The sequence below is a fragment of the Olsenella profusa genome, assembly GCF_016900315.1.
GTDB lineage: Bacteria > Actinomycetota > Coriobacteriia > Coriobacteriales > Atopobiaceae > Thermophilibacter > Thermophilibacter profusus_A.
Genome location: NZ_JACSNQ010000003.1, coordinates 25293 through 40799 on the forward strand (window position 1 = coordinate 25293; position 15507 = coordinate 40799).

The following is a 15507-nucleotide window of genomic DNA, read 5'->3' on the forward strand; positions in this document are numbered from 1 at the left end:
GGCTAGCAGCCCCTCCTCTTGAGGACGACCGCGCGGGCGACAAGAACGGCGACGCCGGCAGCCGCCACGAGGGCGAGCGTGACGGGGGCGGCGAGGGAGTCGCCGGTCGTCGGCAGCCCGGAGCCGGAGGTCGTGCTGGTCCCGGCGGGCTTGGTGGTCGACTGGCCGGCCTGGCCAGCCTGGCCGGCCTGCTGGCCACCGTCGGCGGTGCGCCGGATGGTCACAGTGTCGAGCAGGTCGTCGCTCGTGACCTGGTCGTCGTCGGTGTAGTAGGTGGAGACGACGAGGGCGTCGTCGCTTACCTCGACGCGGGTCATGTTCTCGCGGTGGGACTGGTCCTGGACCGCCGAGAAGGTGTTCTGGGCGAGGTTCTGGATCTCGTAGTACTTGGAGCCGGACGCGGAGTTGGCGGTCACGTAGAGGACCTCGTTGCTCTGCGGGTTGGTCAGCACGGAGGGCACCGAGCCGTCCGCCGGGATCTCGGGAGTGGTCCCGTCCATCAGGTACGTACGGGTGTAGACGTGGTCGTGGCCCATGAGCACCAGGTCAACGCCAAGGTCGGAGAAGACCACGGGGAGCTCGGAACGACGCTGCAGGATGTCGGAGTCCTGCGTGTGGTCTGCCACCGAATAGACGGAGTGGTGGAAGGTCACGATCTTCCAGTTGGCGTCCGGGTTCTTGGCGATGGCGTCCTCCATGAAGGCCTTGTGCTCGGAGGTGCTCATGTTGTTGGAGTTCAGGGACATGAACAGCACGCCGTTGTAGGTGAACCAGTAGTCGCCGGAGGCGTCGCCGGTGCTGTCAACCTTGCCGAGCTCGGACTCGTTCGGCATGTTGAAGTTGTAGCTGTAGTGCTGGTTGCCCGCGTAGGTCTCGTGGTTGCCCACGTTGGTGGCGAGCGTCATGCCATGGAGCGCCTCGGGCGCGAAGTAGCCCTCGTACTCGCTCTCGACCGTGGAGGGGTCGCCCGAGTTGATCTGGTCGCCCGCGGAGATGAGGAAGTCGGTCCCCGGGAAGGCGGCGTTCATCGTGTCGAGCGTGTTGATCCAGCCTTCGGTGTCGGACGCGTTGTCGCCGCTCGCGCCGATCTGCGGGTCGCCGGCGAACATGAAGCTGAACGAGGCTCCGTCACCGAAGTCGCCGGTCGTGAACTGGTAGGTGTCGGACCAGCAGCCGTCGTTGCCCACGCGATAGAGATAGGTGGTGTTGGCGGCGAGACCGTCGACCGTAGCCTTGAAGGAGTTCCAGCCCGCGCGCTCAGTGCCACCCATCTCGGCGGTCACCGTGACGGCGGAGTCAGCCGGGAAGGCGCTGCCCTCCCGCCAGCCCTCGGGCATGGCGGCAACCTGGACCATGGAGTCGCGGGTCGTGGTGCCCTGCCAGTTGAAGTTGCGGGAGCTCTCGGTGGCGCCGATCTCCAGGGAGACGCGCTCGACCTCAGGGTTGGCGGGCTCGACGGGCTCGGCGTCCGGGTTGGCGCGCTTGATCGTGAAGCTGTCAAGCAGCTCGGGGGTCGCCTTGTCGGTGTAGTAGGTGTTGAAGGTGAGAGAGTCCTCGCTGACCTCGACGCGGGTCATGTTCTCGCGGTGGGACTGGTCGACCTTCGCGGCCCAGGTGTTCTGCGGGAGGTTCTGAATCTCGTAGTACTTGGAGCCGGACGCGGAGTTGGCCGTGATGTAGAGCACCTGGCCCGCGGCGGGATCGGTGACCTCGCCCTGGACCTCGTCGGTGATGACCGGCGTGGTCCCCTCCATCATGTAGGTGCGGGTGTAGACGTGGTCGTGGCCCATGAGGACGGCATCGATGCCCAGCTCGCTGAAGACGGGTGGCAGGTCGGAGCGACGCTGCAGGATGTCGGAGTCCTGGGTGTGGTTGGCCACGGAGTACACCGAGTGGTGGAAGGTCACAATCTTCCAGTTGGCGTCCGGGTTCTGGGCGATGGCGTCCTCCATGAAGGCCTTGTGCTCTGACACGCTCAGGTCGTTCGAGTTGAGCGACATGAACAGCACGCCGTTGTAGGTGAACCAGTAGTCACCGGACATGCTGCCCGTCGAGTCGACGGCGCCAAGGGCCGACTCGTTCGGCATGTTGAAGTTGTAGCTGTAGTGCTGGTTGCCGGCACCCGTCTCATGGTTGCCCACGTTGGTGGCGAGCGTCATGGAGTGCAGGACGTCGGGGGCGAAGTAGCCCTCGTACTCGTTCTCGACCGTGGAGGGGTCGGACGCGTTGATCTGGTCGCCCGCGGAGATGAGGAAGTCGGTCCCCGGGAAGGCGGCGTTCATGTAGTTCAGGGTGTCCGTCCAACCCACGGTGTCGCTGTCGGCATTGCCGCTCGCGCCGATCTGCGGGTCACCGGCGAACATGAAGCTGAACGAGGCGCCGTCGCCGAAGTCGCCGGTCGTGAAGGCATAGGTGTCGGACCAGCCGCCCTGCTCGCTGCCCACACGATAAAGATAGGTGGTGTTGGCGGAGAGGCCGTCAGCCGTTGCGCGGAAGGTGTACCAGCCCGCGCGGTCCGCGTTCGCCTCGTTGGTGACGGGGTCGGCCGCGTCAACGGTCGTGACGCCCTCGGCCGGGAACTCGGCACCCTTCTGCCAGCCGGCCGGCATGGCAACGACCTGCAGCTGCTCTGCGGCATCGGAGTTTGCCTGCCAGTTGAAGTTGCGGGAGCTCTCGGTGGCGCCGATCTCCAGCGAGACGCGCTCGAACGTCACGGCGTCGGCCGTGCGGTCGGCGTCGACGGCCTCCTCGGCCGGGGCGGCCTGTTCGTCCGCGACCCCCTGCTCAGAAGCCTCAGCCTGATTGCCGGCGCCGTCGGCCTCGGCCGGATCGGTCGGGGTCGTCTCCGGCTCGGAGGCATCCCCCGAGCCCGTCTCTGCCACGACCTCGACGGGGCTTGTGGGGGCCTCGTCGGCGGCCTTGGCGCTCCAGCCCGGCGCGACCACTGCGACGCTGAGCACCACCAGCACCGCACAGAGCACGCCGAGCCATCGCTTCCAGCTCTTCTTCATGCTTCTCCCCTCTACGGATACGAGACTCGTGGACCACCCACAGAGTCATGCTTCTCCGTTATAGGGAGCGGGACCGCTCGTTTTGGTAACGCCACTGCAAGCTACGAGAAACCTTCCGTAAGCTCACGGTCAGCACCATGAGAGACGCCTGAACGGCCCCGGCATCAGGTCCTTCTCGTCCAAAGTCACGCTTCTGAGACGGCAAGCGTGACTTTGAGCGAGACGTCGGCAGTCGGCTCGTTGATTGTCACGCTTTCACAGCACGAAGCGTGACTTTGGGCGAGTCGTCGTCAGCCAGCTCGTTGCTAGTCACGCTTCTGAGGCGGTAAACGTGACTTTGGGCGAGCCGGCGCTCACTAGCTCGCTGTTAGTCACGTTTCAAGGGCGGAAAGCGTGACTTCGAACGAGTCGGGAGCTCCTCCGCAAGAAAAAAAGCCCCCGGCACGAAGCCGGGGGCCTGGCACTCACGCTATCTCAGGCCTTACGCGTCGGCGTAGAGGTCCTTGAGCTTGAGCAGGTGCGCATAGCGAGCCATGGCGGCCTCCTCGTTCTCCGCGAAGAGCTCCTTGGCGCGCTCGGGGAAGGAGCGGGTGAGCGAGGCGTAGCGAGCCTCGTTCATCAGGAAGTCCTGATAGCCGCCCTTCGGCTCCTTGGAGTCGAGCGTGAACTTCTTGCCGGTCGGCGCGGCCGGGTTGAAGCGGAAGAGGTTCCAGTAGCCGCAGTCCACAGCCTTCTTCATCTCGGACTGGCAGTTCTGCATGCCGCCCTTCTTGATGGAGTGCATCTCGCACGGGCTGTAGCCGATGACGATGGACGGGCCGTCGTAGGCCTCGGCCTCCTGGATGGCCTTGAGGGTCTGCTGCGGGTTGGCGCCCATGGCGACCTGCGCCACGTACACGTAGCCGTAGCTCATAGCGATCTCGGCGAGGCTCTTCTTCTTGGTCACCTTGCCGGCAGCGGCGAACTGCGCCACCTGGCCGATGTTGGAGGCCTTGGAGGCCTGGCCGCCGGTGTTGGAGTAGACCTCGGTGTCGAAGACGAAGACGTTCACGTTGTGACCGGAGGCCAGGACGTGGTCGAGGCCGCCGAAGCCGATGTCGTAGGCCCAGCCGTCGCCACCAAAGATCCAGAAGCACTTCTTGGTGAGGTAGGACTTGTCAGCCAGGATAGACTTGGCGGTGGCGCAGTCGGACTTCTCGAGCTCGGCCACGTAGGCGGCAGCGGTGGTCTTGCTGGCCTCGGTGTCCTTGCGGGCCTCGAGCCACGCGGTGGCGGCGGCCTTCAGCTCCTCGGAGGCGCAGTCGGACTCAAGCAGCTGCTCGGTCTCGGCAACGACCTTGTCCTGGACGGCCTCGTAGCCAAGGGCGAGACCCAGGCCGTGCTCGGCGTTGTCCTCGAACAGGGAGTTGTTCCACGCCGGGCCGTGGCCGCAGGCGTTGACCGTGAACGGCGAGGTGGCAGCCGGGTTGCCCCAGATCGAGGAGCAGCCGGTGGCGTTGGAGATGAACATGCGGTCGCCGCAGGTCTGGGTGATCAGGCGCGCGTAGGCCGTCTCGGCGCAGCCGGCGCAGGAGCCGGAGAACTCGAGGTAGGGCTTGGCGTACTGGCTGCCCTTGACGTTGGCGGCAATGAGCTCCTTCTTCTCGGAGACCTTGTTGACCGCGTAGTCCCACACCGGAGCCTGGTCGAGCTCGGACTCCTGCGGAACCATCGTGAGGGCGTCCTTCGGGCAGACCTTGGCGCAGTTGGTGCAGCCCATGCAGTCGAGCGGGCTGATGGCCATCGTGAAGGTGTAGCCGGTGCCCTTGGGGATGGTCAGGTCAACGCGACGCATGTTCTCCGGCGCGGCGGCCTGCTCCTCGGCGTTCATGACAATCGGGCGGATCGTGGCGTGCGGACACACGAACGAGCACTGGTTGCACTGGATGCACTTGGTCTCGTCCCAGTGCGGCACCATGACGGCGACGCCGCGCTTCTCGTACTGAGAGGCGCCGAGCTCCCACTGGCCGTCGGCGACGTCCATGAACTTGGAGACGGGCAGGGAGTCGCCGTCCATGCGGTTAATCGGCTCCATGAGCTCCTTGACCTGCCTGACGATGGCCTCGCGGCCCTCGATGGTCAGGGTCTTGGGCTCGTCGGTGGCGTCGGCCCAGTCGGCGGGCACCTCGAACTTGTGGTAGGCGGTGGCGCCGGCATCGATGGCCTTCCAGTTGGCCTCGACGATGTTTTGGCCCTTCTTGGCGTAGGACTTCTCCGCGGCGTCCTTCATGTACTTGATGGCGTCCTCGGACGGGAGCACCTGCGCCAGCGAGAAGAACGCGGACTGCAGCACCGTGTTGGTGCGCTTGCCCATACCGACCTTCTCAGCGAGGTCGATGGCGTCGATGAGGTAGACGTTGATGTTGTTCTTGGCGATGTAGCGCTTGGCCACGGCCGGCATGTGGGAGGCGAACTCCTCGTCGGACCACTGGCAGTTCACCAGGAACGTGCCGCCCGGCTTGACGTCGCGGACCATCGGGAAGCCCTTGACGATGTAGGACGGGTTGTGGCAGGCCACGAAGTTGGCCTTGTTGATGTAGTACGGCGAGCGGATCGGGGAGTCACCGAAGCGCAGGTGCGAGATCGTGACGCCGCCGGTCTTCTTGGAGTCGTACTGGAAGTAGGCCTGGACGTACTTGTCCGTGTGGTCGCCGATGATCTTGATGGAGTTCTTGTTGGCGCCCACGGTGCCGTCGCCGCCGAGGCCCCAGAACTTGCACTCGATGGTGCTCGGGTCGGCGGTGTTGGGGGCATCCGGGTCCATCGGGAGGCTGAGGTTGGTGACGTCGTCCTCGATGCCGATGGTGAACTCGCGCTGCGGCGCGTCCTTCTCGAGCTCCTTGTAGACCGCGAAGGCAGCCGCGGGGGGCTCGTCCTTGGAGCCGAGGCCGTAGCGGCCGCCGACCACGGTGACGTCAGACATGCCGGACTCGTAGAGGGCGGCGATGACGTCCTCGTAGAGGGGCTCGCCGATGGAGCCGGGCTCCTTGGTGCGGTCGAGCACGGCGATCTTCTTGACCGTCTTGGGGAGCGCGGCCACGAAGTCCTCCACGGACCACGGACGGTACAGGCGGACCTTCACCAGGCCGACCTTCTCGCCGTGGGCGTTGAGGTAGTCGATGACCTCCTCGAGCGTGTCGCAGAAGGAGCCCATGCAGACCACGACGCGGTCGGCGTCGTCGGCGCCGTAGTAGTCGAAGAGGTGGTAGCTCGTGCCGAGCTTCTCGTTGATCTTGTCCATGTAGGACTGGACCACGGCCGGCAGGTTGTTGTAGGCGGTGTTGCAGGCCTCACGGTGCTGGAAGAAGATGTCGCCGTTCTCGTGGGAGCCGCGGGCGTGCGGGTGCTCCGGGTTGAGGGCGTGGTCGCGGAACGCCTGGACGGCGTCCATGTCCAGCATCTCCTTGAGGTCGTCGAAGTCCCAGACCGCGACCTTCTGGATCTCGTGCGAGGTGCGGAAGCCGTCGAAGAAGTTCAGGAACGGCGCCTTGCCCTCGATGGCGGCGAGGTGGGCCACCGGCGCGAGGTCCATGACCTCCTGGACGTTGCCCTCGGCGAGCATGGCGAAGCCGGTCTGGCGGCAGGCCATGACGTCGGAGTGGTCGCCGAAGATGTTGAGCGCGTGGGTGGCCACGGTGCGGGCCGACACGTGGAAGACGGCCGGCAGGCCCTCGCCCGCGATCTTGTACATGTTCGGGATCATGAGGAGCAGGCCCTGCGACGCCGTGTAGGTCGTCGTGAGGGCGCCGGCGCCGAGCGAGCCGTGAACGGTGCCCGCGGCGCCCGCCTCGGACTCCATCTCAACGACCTTGACCGGCGTGCCAAAGACGTTCTTCATGCCCTGGGCGGCCCACTGGTCGACGTGGTCGGCCATGGGGCTGGACGGGGTGATCGGGTAGATGCCCGCCACCTCGGTGAAGGCATACGAGACGTACGCCGCCGCCTCGTTGCCGTCCATCGACTTAAACTTACGCGCCATTTCCTCTCCTTTTTCAGACGCATGGCTACACATGGGCGACGCCCACATATTGGAGAGTCTACTCCGCTAACGAGCGTTTTATGCACGACTTCGACGCCCATTTCGCCGAGCGCGCGATATTTTCTCCCGACGGGCAGGCGCGGCGCCCGGCGCCACCGGTAGCGCCGGGCGCCGCCTTTGTGACGGGTCGGGCACAAGGGGGCTCCCCCGGCACGTCCGGTGATAGAATCGGCGGATACGTCAATGGGAGGTGGCTTGAGCAGGCAGGCTAACAGGATGGACCCCCCGCGGGCGGGGTCGGGCCCGCTTCTCGCCGGCCGGACCGCGCTGGCGGTCGGCGGCGTCGCCGTCGCGCTGCTTCTCGTGCTGGCCGTGGTGGTCCTGCCCGCGGCATGCGCACCAGCCGAGAAGGACGGCGGGACCGTGCCCGTCACGCAAAACGGCGTGGCGGTCTCTCCCGACGAGGGGGACGCCGACGCCGCGGCCGCGCCTGACGCCACCGACGACTCCGAGGCCGCCGACTCCGCGAGCCTCTATGACTCCGCCGCCAACACAACCGCCGTCAGCAGCCCGCGCAGCCTCTGGGGCAAGGGCTCGATGCCCTATCTCTACCAGATCGACCCCGAGTGGGCGCAGACCAGCTACTCCGGTGGCACCCTCGCCGAGCAGGGATGCGGTCCCACCGCCCTTGACATGGTCTACATCTATCTCACCGGGGACACGAGCATCGACCCCGCAGGCATGGCGGACTTCAGCACCCAGAACGGCTACGCCACCGAGGGCAACGGGAGCGCGTGGGCGCTCATGACCGATGGCGCGGCGCAGCTGGGAATCTACGGGCAGTCAATCACCGCCTCCGCAGACGTCATCCGCTCCGAGCTCGAGGCCGGCCGCCCGGTGATCTGCATCATGAACCCGGGAACGTTCACGCAGGTAGGCCACTACATCGTCCTCGAGCGCGTGGCCGAGGACGGAAACATCGTCGTGCACGACTCCAACAGCGTCGGACGCAGCATGCGCACCTGGGACCTCGGCCTCATCTGCTCTGAGGCAGCGGGCGCCTGGAGCTTCTCGGCCGCGTAGCGGCGCGGCGCGGCGGCCGGAGGCCCCGGCCTACCGTCTCCCGGAGGCGTCGAACAGCTTCCCGTAGCCCTCCACGAATCGGCGCGAGCGCGGTCCCGGCGCCGTCGAGGAGACCGCCACCCCATGCTCGTCCGAGGTGAGAAACACCTCGTCATAGGCCCTCTCCCCCGCCATGGCACGTTCCGCGAGAGCCGCGTCGTACGTCACTGGGATGCCGATGGTGCGGGCCAGGTCGCCAACGAGGGACGCCGCGCCAGACGCCGCGGCGGGAGAGTCGCCCCCGCAGAGCAGACGCCCCCCGTCAAAGGCCCAGAGCGTCTCCGGCGCCACGCCCGTCTCGTCCGCCTCGCGCGCGGACCTCAGTGCCCGCTCTGCCAGAGCGGAGGTCGTCTGAACGGAAAGCGGCTCATAGGGGCCGACCGTCATGGCGGCCCGGCCCTCCTCGTCCACGATGATCATGAGCACGCCGTCCGGATAGCGCGCCGCACCGTCCGCGAGCGTCCACTCGATGTGCTGCTTGGCCCAGGCCACAAGCTGCGTGGACACGACCGAGCCGTTGACCATGCGTCGGCTGAGCGCCCGAAGGTGGCGGTTCTCCAGCGGCAGCGCCCGGTTGGCCAGGCGCCAGCGGCAGACCAGGGCCGGGCGCCCCAGCGTAAAGTCCCTCATCTGGGCGTCATCGCCCCTGCTGTCCGCCATCTGCGTCTCCTCTCGTCGACAGGCCTCACATTCTACCCCGCCCGGCAGCGCGGCGAGCCGGCCCTCAGCCCCCCGGCCGGACGATGGCACGGAAGCGCCCCGGGCGGCGGGGCCGTCCGGGGCGCTGGCTGCGGGCTCGGGTTCTTCTCGCCAGGTGAGGGGCCGCGGCCGAGAAGGACCGGGGCTAGTGGCGGAAGTGGCGGGCGCCGGTGAAGACCATCGCGATGCCGTGCTCGTCGCAGGCCTGGATGGACTCGTCGTCACGCTTGGAGCCGCCAGGCTGGATAATGCAGGTCACGCCGTGCGCGGCGAGCGTGTCCACGTTGTCACGGAACGGGAAGAAAGCGTCGGAGGCGCAGGCGTAGCCGCCCTTCTCCACGCCCATGCGCTCGCACGCCTCGTCGGCGCGCTCGCAGGCCAGAAGCGCCGAGTCCACGCGGTTGGGCTGGCCGGGGCCCATGCCGATGCCGGCCTTGCCCTTGGAGATGAGGATCGCGTTGGACTTGACGCCCTTGCAGACGCGCCAGGCGAACATGAGCTCGTCCATCTCGGCGTCGGTGGGCTTGCGCCTGGTGGGGCAGGTGAAGGTGGCCGGGTCCTCGGAGACGGAGTCGACGTTCTGCAGCAGCACGCCGCCGTCGATGGAGCGCAGCTCGTAGCGCGCGTGGCCGCCCGTGCCGCCCGTGGCAAGGACGCGCAGGTTGGGGCGCTTGGCCATGCGCTCGAGGGCCTCCGGCGAGAAGGACGGCGCAATGATGACCTCCACGAACTGCCCGTTCTCGTCGAAGGCGTGCTCCACGAGCTCGTAGGGGATCTCGCGGTTGCAGGCGATGATGCCGCCGAAGGCGCTCTTGGGGTCGCACGCGAAGGCGCGGTCGTAGGCGCAGGTGACGTCATCGGCCACCGCGGAGCCGCAGGGGTTCTGGTGCTTGAGGATCACGCAGGCCGGGTCGTCGAACTCGCGCACGAGGTTCCAGGCGGCGTCGGCGTCCAGGAAGTTGTTGTAGGAGAGCGGCTTGCCCTGGACCTGCTCGGCGCCCACGAGCGGGTGCTCGGAGGAGCCCAGCTCGGCGAACTCGTCCGCAAAGCGGTAGACCGCGGCGGTCTGCTGGGGGTTCTCGCCGTAGCGCAGGTCCTGGGCCTTCTCGAGGTAGATGCCGAGCTCCTCCGGGGTGGCGCCCTCCTCCTCCGGCTCGCCGAACTCGGCGTCGTAGCGACCGGCCAGCCAGCTGGCGATGGCCGCGTCGTAGCAGGCCGTGGTCTCGTAGACCTTGAGCTGCAGGTAGCGGCGGAGCTCCAGGGTGGTGCAGCCGTCGTTGGCGCGCATCTCGTCAAGGACCTCGTCGTAGTCCGCGGGGTCGGAGACCACGGTCACGGCGTCGGCGTTCTTGGCGGCGGAGCGCAGCATGGAGGGGCCGCCGATGTCGATGTGCTCGATCGCGTCCGCGAAGGTGACGTCGGGGTTGGCCACGGTCTTCTCGAACTCGTAGAGGTTGACGCAGACCAGGTCGATCATGCCGATGCCGTGCGCAGCCGCCTCGGCCATGTGCTCCGGGTTGTCGCGGCGCGCCAGCAGGCCACCGTGCACCTTGGGGTGGAGCGTCTTGACGCGGCCGTCCATCATCTCCGGGAAGCCGGTGTACTGCTCGATGGGAATCACGTGGACCCCCGCCTCCTCGAGCACGTGGGCGGTGCCGCCGGTGGAGATCACCTCCACGCCGAACTCGTCCTCAAGCGCCTTGACGAAGTCGACCACACCCGTCTTGTCCGTAACCGAGACGAGCGCGCGTTTAATCGGGGTGTTTGGCATGGGGGCCCTCCTTGGAAATAGCGACAGCTTGCTGTACCGTCATCACTACCATACAGCAGCTAGGAGAAAACATGTCAGAAAACGCCGCCGGACTCGCTCTGCGCCCCTTCGAAGAGGGCGACTTCCGCCCCCTGGTCAACATCCTCGCGCAGACGTGGCTGGCCGATTACCCGGGCCTTCCCGGTGAGCTCGCCAGCACCGTCGAGCTGTGCGACTACCTCTCGCAGGCCACGTGGTCCCGCGTCGCCGAGCGAGGGGGCAGGCTGCTTGGCGCCGTCCTCCTGCGCGAGCCCGACCGCGTGCCCGAGGACGCCGACAGGTGGCGAGAGCGCGGGGCTGCGGCGGAGCGCGAGGCGGCCAAGGCACCCGAGTGCGCCCGCGTCATGGACCTGGAGATGGCCGGCGTCATCGAGGAGGCAGGGCTTGAGCGCGACTACGAGATGACCGGCACGGCGGAGGCCTCCTTTGCCGTAAAGCTGCTCATCGTCTCGCCCGAGGCGCGCGGCCTGGGCGTGGGCGGCAGGCTCTTCTGCGCCGCACGCTCCTACCTACGCGAGCGCGGCGCGGCGGGCTACCACCTCCTCACCGACGACAGCTGCGACATCTCCTTCTACGATCACATGGGCCTTAGGCAGGAGATGAGTCGCGTGTCCCAGGTTGCGTGGCCCGGTTCCGACCCCGCCGGGGACAGCTTCCACATCTACGTCTACTCAGAGCGCCTCTAGGGAGGGGCGGGCTCGTTGGGCGAGAAGGACGCGCGAGTGCGCGGGCGATTTGCACCCACGCCCTCGGGGCGGATGCACCTTGGCAACGTCTTCTCCGCGCTCATGGCCTGGCTCTCCGCACACTCCGCAGGAGGAGAGGTGGTCCTGCGCATCGAGGACCTCGATCCGCGTGCGCGCAGCCGCGAGCGGGCGGACACGCTCATGGCCGACCTCGAGTGGCTCGGCCTCACCTGGGACGAGGGCCCCTACTACCAGAGCGAGCGCGAGGCCGTGTACAACGAGGCCATCGAGCGCCTTTCCAGGGCCGGGCTCACCTACCCTTGCTTCTGCACGCGCGCCGAGCTTCATGCGGCAAGCGCTCCGCACGCCTCCGACGGCACGCCCATCTATCCGGGCACGTGCCGCAGACTCACGCCCGAGGAGGCGAGGTGCCGCGCACAGGTACGTCCGCCGGCGACGAGGCTGCGCGTCCCGGACGCCGACGACCCCGCCGGCACCATCGAGTTCTGCGACCTCGCCTACGGCCCTCACCGCGAGGTGCTCGCCCACGAGTGCGGCGACTTTCTCGTGCGACGTAGCGACGGCGTGGTTGCCTATCAGCTCGCCGTGGTGGTGGATGACGCCCTCATGGGCGTGACCCAGGTAGTTCGGGGGCGCGACCTGCTAAGCTCCTGCGCTCGCCAGACCTACCTGGCGAGGCTGCTCGGCTGGCACGCCCCCGAGTACGCCCACGTTCCGCTGCTCGTGGCCCCCGACGGGCGGCGGCTCTCAAAGCGCGAGAAGGACCTCGACCTCGGAGCGCTGCGCGGGCTCGGCGTGGCGCCGGAGCGCGTGATCGGGACGCTCGCCGCTGCCGTGGGCCTCACGGAGCCGGGCGTCGCCGCACGCCCCGACGAGCTCGTCGGCTCGTTCTCGTGGGAGAAGGTTGCCGCGCACCCGCAGGATATCGTCGTTGACGAGGTTTTTCTCGGCGAACTTGGTAAGAAGTTGTGAGTCCGTCCTTTGTGGGGTATTATTCTTGGGCACCGATTGGAGAGCTGACCGAGAGGCCGAAGGTGCTCGCCTGCTAAGCGAGTATAGGATGCAAATCCTATCTGGGGTTCGAATCCCCAGCTCTCCGCCAGAACTTTCGAGGCTCGTCCCTGTGGGGACGGGCCTTTTTGCTTGCTTAGCCTGTCAGCACGTCAGCGCCCGGCCTGTCAGCCGTCCGAAAGCCTCCCTTCGCCACATCTTCGACATTTTTCGCATTCTCTCTTGACGGACGGGCACACCCGTGGCATTATTCTCAACTGCACGCGGCGTTACCTCAGCTGGATAGAGGACCTGACTACGAATCAGGGCGTCATAGGTTCGAATCCTATACGCCGCACCACGCAGACTAAGGGGCTCCTTCGGGAGCCCCTTTTCGTTACGACGGCTCGACGCCATGGCGAGCCTCGGCCGGGGCGGATGGGACAGCTCCACCCCGGCCCGATGCTCCTAGATGTCGTAGTGATCCACGCCCTCGGCTTCCATTCGCGTTCTGAGCCCCTCCATCACCGGAATGCTTCGCGTGCAGCCGATGCGTTCCGCCCCGGCAGACACCATTGCCAGGAACGTCTCGGCGTCCCGGATGCGACCGGCAGCCTTGACCTTTACCCGCTTGTCGGCGTGCTCGCGCATGAGACGCACGTCCTCTACCGTGGCGCCACCCGTGGAGAAGCCGGTGGACGTCTTGATGAAGTCCGGAAGGACCCTGCTGGCCACCTCGCAGAGCGCAATCTTCTCCTCCTGGGCAAGCAGGCAGTTCTCAAAGATGACCTTTGAGGTGGCGCCGGCCTCACGACAGACGGCAACAATCTGCGCCATCTCGTCCTCGACATATGACCAGTTGCCAGCCTTCACCTCGGTAAGGTTGACCACGTAGTCAATCTCGTTGGCACCGGACGAGAGCGCGTCTTTGGTCTCAAAGACCTTGGACGCCACGGAGATCTGCCCCAGCGGGAATCCAATGGCGGCCCCAACGTGAACGTCCGTCCCGGCAAGCAGCCGCGCACAGAGCGCGGACTGCACCGGGTTTATCGCCACCATGCGGAAGTGGTAGCGGACCGCCTCGTCACAGAGACGCTCCATGTCTGCGCGGGTAGCGTCTGGCTGCAGATTGGTGTGGTCAATCATGTGGGCAAAGTCGTCGAGCGTGTAACTTCTCATGACAATCCTCCAAACATGCCTGGCTTACGCAGCATGCTAGCCGAGGCCGGGGGGCATCAGGTGCGCGCCCCGGCCATAGGCCGGACTACCTCGCCGGACGGAACTGGATGCCGCTCTCAGAGCCCATGCCCGTGAAGGCGTACGGGACGCCCCGGGCGTCGCAAAGGTCCATCAGGTCCACGATGTCGTGGCGCTCATCCGCAAGGTACTCCCGCAGAGACCCTTCGGCACCCGCCGAGGCAACCGCGTCAAGAAGCGACTCAACCGCTGCGGCATCAAACGAGGCCCGGAGGCTGCGGCTCTCGTCACCATATGCCACGAGCACCGAGGGGCCCGAAAGGTCTTCTCTCACCACGAGCCCGCTCTCGTCCTGCGTAACGAACACCCTCCGCACATCCCCCACGTGTTCGAAGCGTGCCACCTCATACGTCTCCATCTTCTCCCCTTTCTCTCTCCCTAACCGTAGTATACCAAACATTTGTTCTTAGAAACACATGTTCTAGAAATTAGGGGCGACGGGGCCGGAATATAAACAGAGAGGGCCGCCCGCAAAGCGGACGGCCCCAGAAGCTCCCTCTAGGCTTTCCCTACTCGGGCTTGATGACCTCGACGCCGCCCATGTAGGGGCGCAGGGCCTCGGGCACCGTGATGGAGCCGTCGGGGTTCTGGAAGTTCTCCATGATGGCGGCCATCGTTCGGCCCACCGCCAGACCGGAGCCGTTGAGCGTGTGGACGAAGCGCGTGCCCTTGAACTCCGCGGGGTCCCTGTAGCGGATGTTGGCGCGACGGGCCTGGAAGTCCCAGCAGTTGGAGCAGGAGGAGATCTCCTTGTAGTTGTTGTAGCTGGGCAGCCAGACCTCGAGGTCGTAGCACTTGCACGCGGAGAAGCCGATGTCGCCGGTGCAGAGGGTGACCACGTGGTAGGGCAGCTCGAGCGCCTGGAGCACCGCCTCGGCCTCGGCGACCATGCTCTCGAGCTGGTTCATCGAGTCCTCGGGCTTGGCAAACTTGACCATCTCCACCTTGTCGAACTGGTGGACGCGGATGATGCCGCGCGTGTCGCGCCCGGCCGAGCCCGCCTCCTCGCGGAAGCACGGCGTGAAGGCGGTGTACCACAGCGGCAGCTGCGAGCCGTCGAGCACCTCGCCACGGTGGAGGTTGGTGAGCATGACCTCGGCGGTGGGGATGAGGTACAGGTCCGGCTGCACGTGGTAGAGGTCGTCCTCGAACTTGGGCAGTTGGCCGGTGCCAAAGAGGGTCTCGCGGTTGGTGATGACCGGCATCCACCACTCCTTGAAGCCGGCCTTGACGTGCATGTCCACCATGAAGCTGATGAGCGCGCGCTCCATGCGGGCGCCCATGCCGCCGAGCACGTAGAAGCGCGTGCCGGCGAGCTTCACGCCGCGGTCGAAGTCGATCATGCCCGTGGCGGGGCCAAGGTCCCAGTGGGCCTTCGGCTCGAAGCCCTCGGCCGCGAAGTCGCGCGGGGTGCCCCAGCGGCGCACCTCGGGGTTGTCGGAGTCGTCCACGCCGTAGGGCACGCTCTCGTGCGGGATGTTGGGGATGCGGGAGACCAGGTCAAAGAGCTCGTCCTCCACCTGGGTACGACGGTCGTCCAGGGAGGCGATGCGGTCCTTGTTGGCCGCGACCTGCGCCTTGGCGGCCTCGGCCTCCTCGCGCTTGCCCTCGCGCATGAGCTGGCCGATCTGCTTGGAGACGGAGTTGCGCTCCGCCTGGAGCTTCTCGACCTCGGAGATGACGGAGCGGCGCTCCTCGTCAAGCTCGAAGAAGCGTTCCCGGTCCCAGTGCGCGTTCTGGCGCGACTCGCACGCCTTGTCCACGACGTCGGGGTTCTCGCGGACGAACTTGATGTCGAGCATTTTGGCTCCTTGCTTCTGTCTTGTGCCCACGTCGCCGGCCTCTCGCGCGGCGGCTCCCCAAGTATATACTTGTGCGCGTGAAACTACCGAC

10 protein-coding genes and 2 tRNA genes are annotated in these 15507 nt (G+C 66.6%); 5 read left to right on the forward strand and 7 right to left on the reverse strand.

Going from position 1 to position 15507, the window contains the following annotated elements; genetic code table 11:
• Positions 1-2: 2 nt before the first annotated feature.
• Together H9X80_RS02395 and nifJ are read right to left on the reverse strand one after the other, a co-directional pair.
• Entirely contained in the window at positions 3-3011 is a 3009-nt protein-coding gene (locus H9X80_RS02395; RefSeq protein ID WP_204792769.1) for a metallophosphoesterase, read from the reverse strand.
• Between the two features lie 481 nt (positions 3012-3492).
• Positions 3493-7029, reverse strand: a complete 3537-nt coding sequence (nifJ, locus tag H9X80_RS02400) for a pyruvate:ferredoxin (flavodoxin) oxidoreductase (protein WP_204792770.1) — start codon at positions 7027-7029, stop codon at positions 3493-3495.
• Positions 7030-7284: 255 nt separating this feature from the next.
• Here nifJ and H9X80_RS02405 point away from each other — a divergent pair, with 255 nt between their 5' ends.
• Positions 7285-8112 carry a C39 family peptidase gene (locus H9X80_RS02405; protein WP_204792771.1) on the forward strand — a complete coding sequence of 276 codons (828 nt, stop codon included), beginning with the start codon at positions 7285-7287 and terminating at the stop codon, positions 8110-8112.
• Between the two features lie 30 nt (positions 8113-8142).
• On the opposite strand, the gene H9X80_RS02410 is transcribed toward H9X80_RS02405, so the two are convergent.
• Both H9X80_RS02410 and purH read right to left on the reverse strand, forming a co-directional pair.
• Entirely contained in the window at positions 8143-8811 is a 669-nt protein-coding gene (locus H9X80_RS02410; RefSeq protein ID WP_239471479.1) for a hypothetical protein, read from the reverse strand.
• A 184-nt stretch (positions 8812-8995) separates the two neighbouring features.
• Entirely contained in the window at positions 8996-10621 is a 1626-nt protein-coding gene (purH, locus tag H9X80_RS02415) for a bifunctional phosphoribosylaminoimidazolecarboxamide formyltransferase/IMP cyclohydrolase (protein ID WP_204792772.1), read from the reverse strand.
• Between the two features lie 71 nt (positions 10622-10692).
• On the opposite strand from purH, the gene H9X80_RS02420 reads away from it, so the two are divergent.
• From H9X80_RS02420 to H9X80_RS02435, 4 genes are all read left to right on the forward strand, one after another.
• Positions 10693-11346, forward strand: a complete 654-nt coding sequence (locus tag H9X80_RS02420) for a GNAT family N-acetyltransferase (RefSeq protein WP_204792773.1) — start codon at positions 10693-10695, stop codon at positions 11344-11346.
• Positions 11347-11382: 36 nt separating this feature from the next.
• Complete coding sequence (gene gluQRS / locus H9X80_RS02425) at positions 11383-12339, forward strand: tRNA glutamyl-Q(34) synthetase GluQRS (RefSeq protein WP_342590851.1); 957 nt, start codon at positions 11383-11385, stop codon at positions 12337-12339.
• 38 nt (positions 12340-12377) lie between these two features.
• Positions 12378-12469, forward strand: a tRNA-Ser gene (locus H9X80_RS02430).
• A gap of 172 nt (positions 12470-12641) precedes the next feature.
• A tRNA-Arg gene (locus H9X80_RS02435) sits at positions 12642-12718 on the forward strand.
• A 107-nt stretch (positions 12719-12825) separates the two neighbouring features.
• Here H9X80_RS02435 and deoC read toward each other — a convergent pair.
• The 3 genes from deoC to serS form a co-directional block, all read right to left on the reverse strand.
• Entirely contained in the window at positions 12826-13536 is a 711-nt protein-coding gene (gene deoC / locus H9X80_RS02440; protein WP_204792774.1) for a deoxyribose-phosphate aldolase, read from the reverse strand.
• Between the two features lie 85 nt (positions 13537-13621).
• Positions 13622-13972, reverse strand: a complete 351-nt coding sequence (locus H9X80_RS02445) for a hypothetical protein (RefSeq protein WP_204792775.1) — start codon at positions 13970-13972, stop codon at positions 13622-13624.
• A 151-nt stretch (positions 13973-14123) separates the two neighbouring features.
• A complete protein-coding gene (serS, locus tag H9X80_RS02450; protein WP_204792776.1) occupies positions 14124-15416 on the reverse strand; it encodes a serine--tRNA ligase in 1293 nt (430 codons plus the stop codon).
• Between the last annotated feature and the right edge of the window lie 91 nt (positions 15417-15507).

Excerpts from the sequence above, each read along its gene's own strand:
- purH (WP_204792772.1), bottom strand. The coding sequence starts at position 10,621 with ATGCCAAACACCCCGATTAAACGCGCGCTCGTCTCGGTTACGGACAAG.
- H9X80_RS02395 (WP_204792769.1), bottom strand. The coding sequence starts at position 3,011 with ATGAAGAAGAGCTGGAAGCGATGGCTCGGCGTGCTCTGTGCGGTGCTG.
- H9X80_RS02410 (WP_239471479.1), bottom strand. The coding sequence starts at position 8,811 with ATGGCGGACAGCAGGGGCGATGACGCCCAGATGAGGGACTTTACGCTG.
- nifJ (WP_204792770.1), bottom strand. The coding sequence starts at position 7,029 with ATGGCGCGTAAGTTTAAGTCGATGGACGGCAACGAGGCGGCGGCGTAC.
- H9X80_RS02445 (WP_204792775.1), bottom strand. The coding sequence starts at position 13,972 with ATGGAGACGTATGAGGTGGCACGCTTCGAACACGTGGGGGATGTGCGG.
- serS (WP_204792776.1), bottom strand. The coding sequence starts at position 15,416 with ATGCTCGACATCAAGTTCGTCCGCGAGAACCCCGACGTCGTGGACAAG.
- H9X80_RS02420 (WP_204792773.1), top strand. The coding sequence starts at position 10,693 with ATGTCAGAAAACGCCGCCGGACTCGCTCTGCGCCCCTTCGAAGAGGGC.
- deoC (WP_204792774.1), bottom strand. The coding sequence starts at position 13,536 with ATGAGAAGTTACACGCTCGACGACTTTGCCCACATGATTGACCACACC.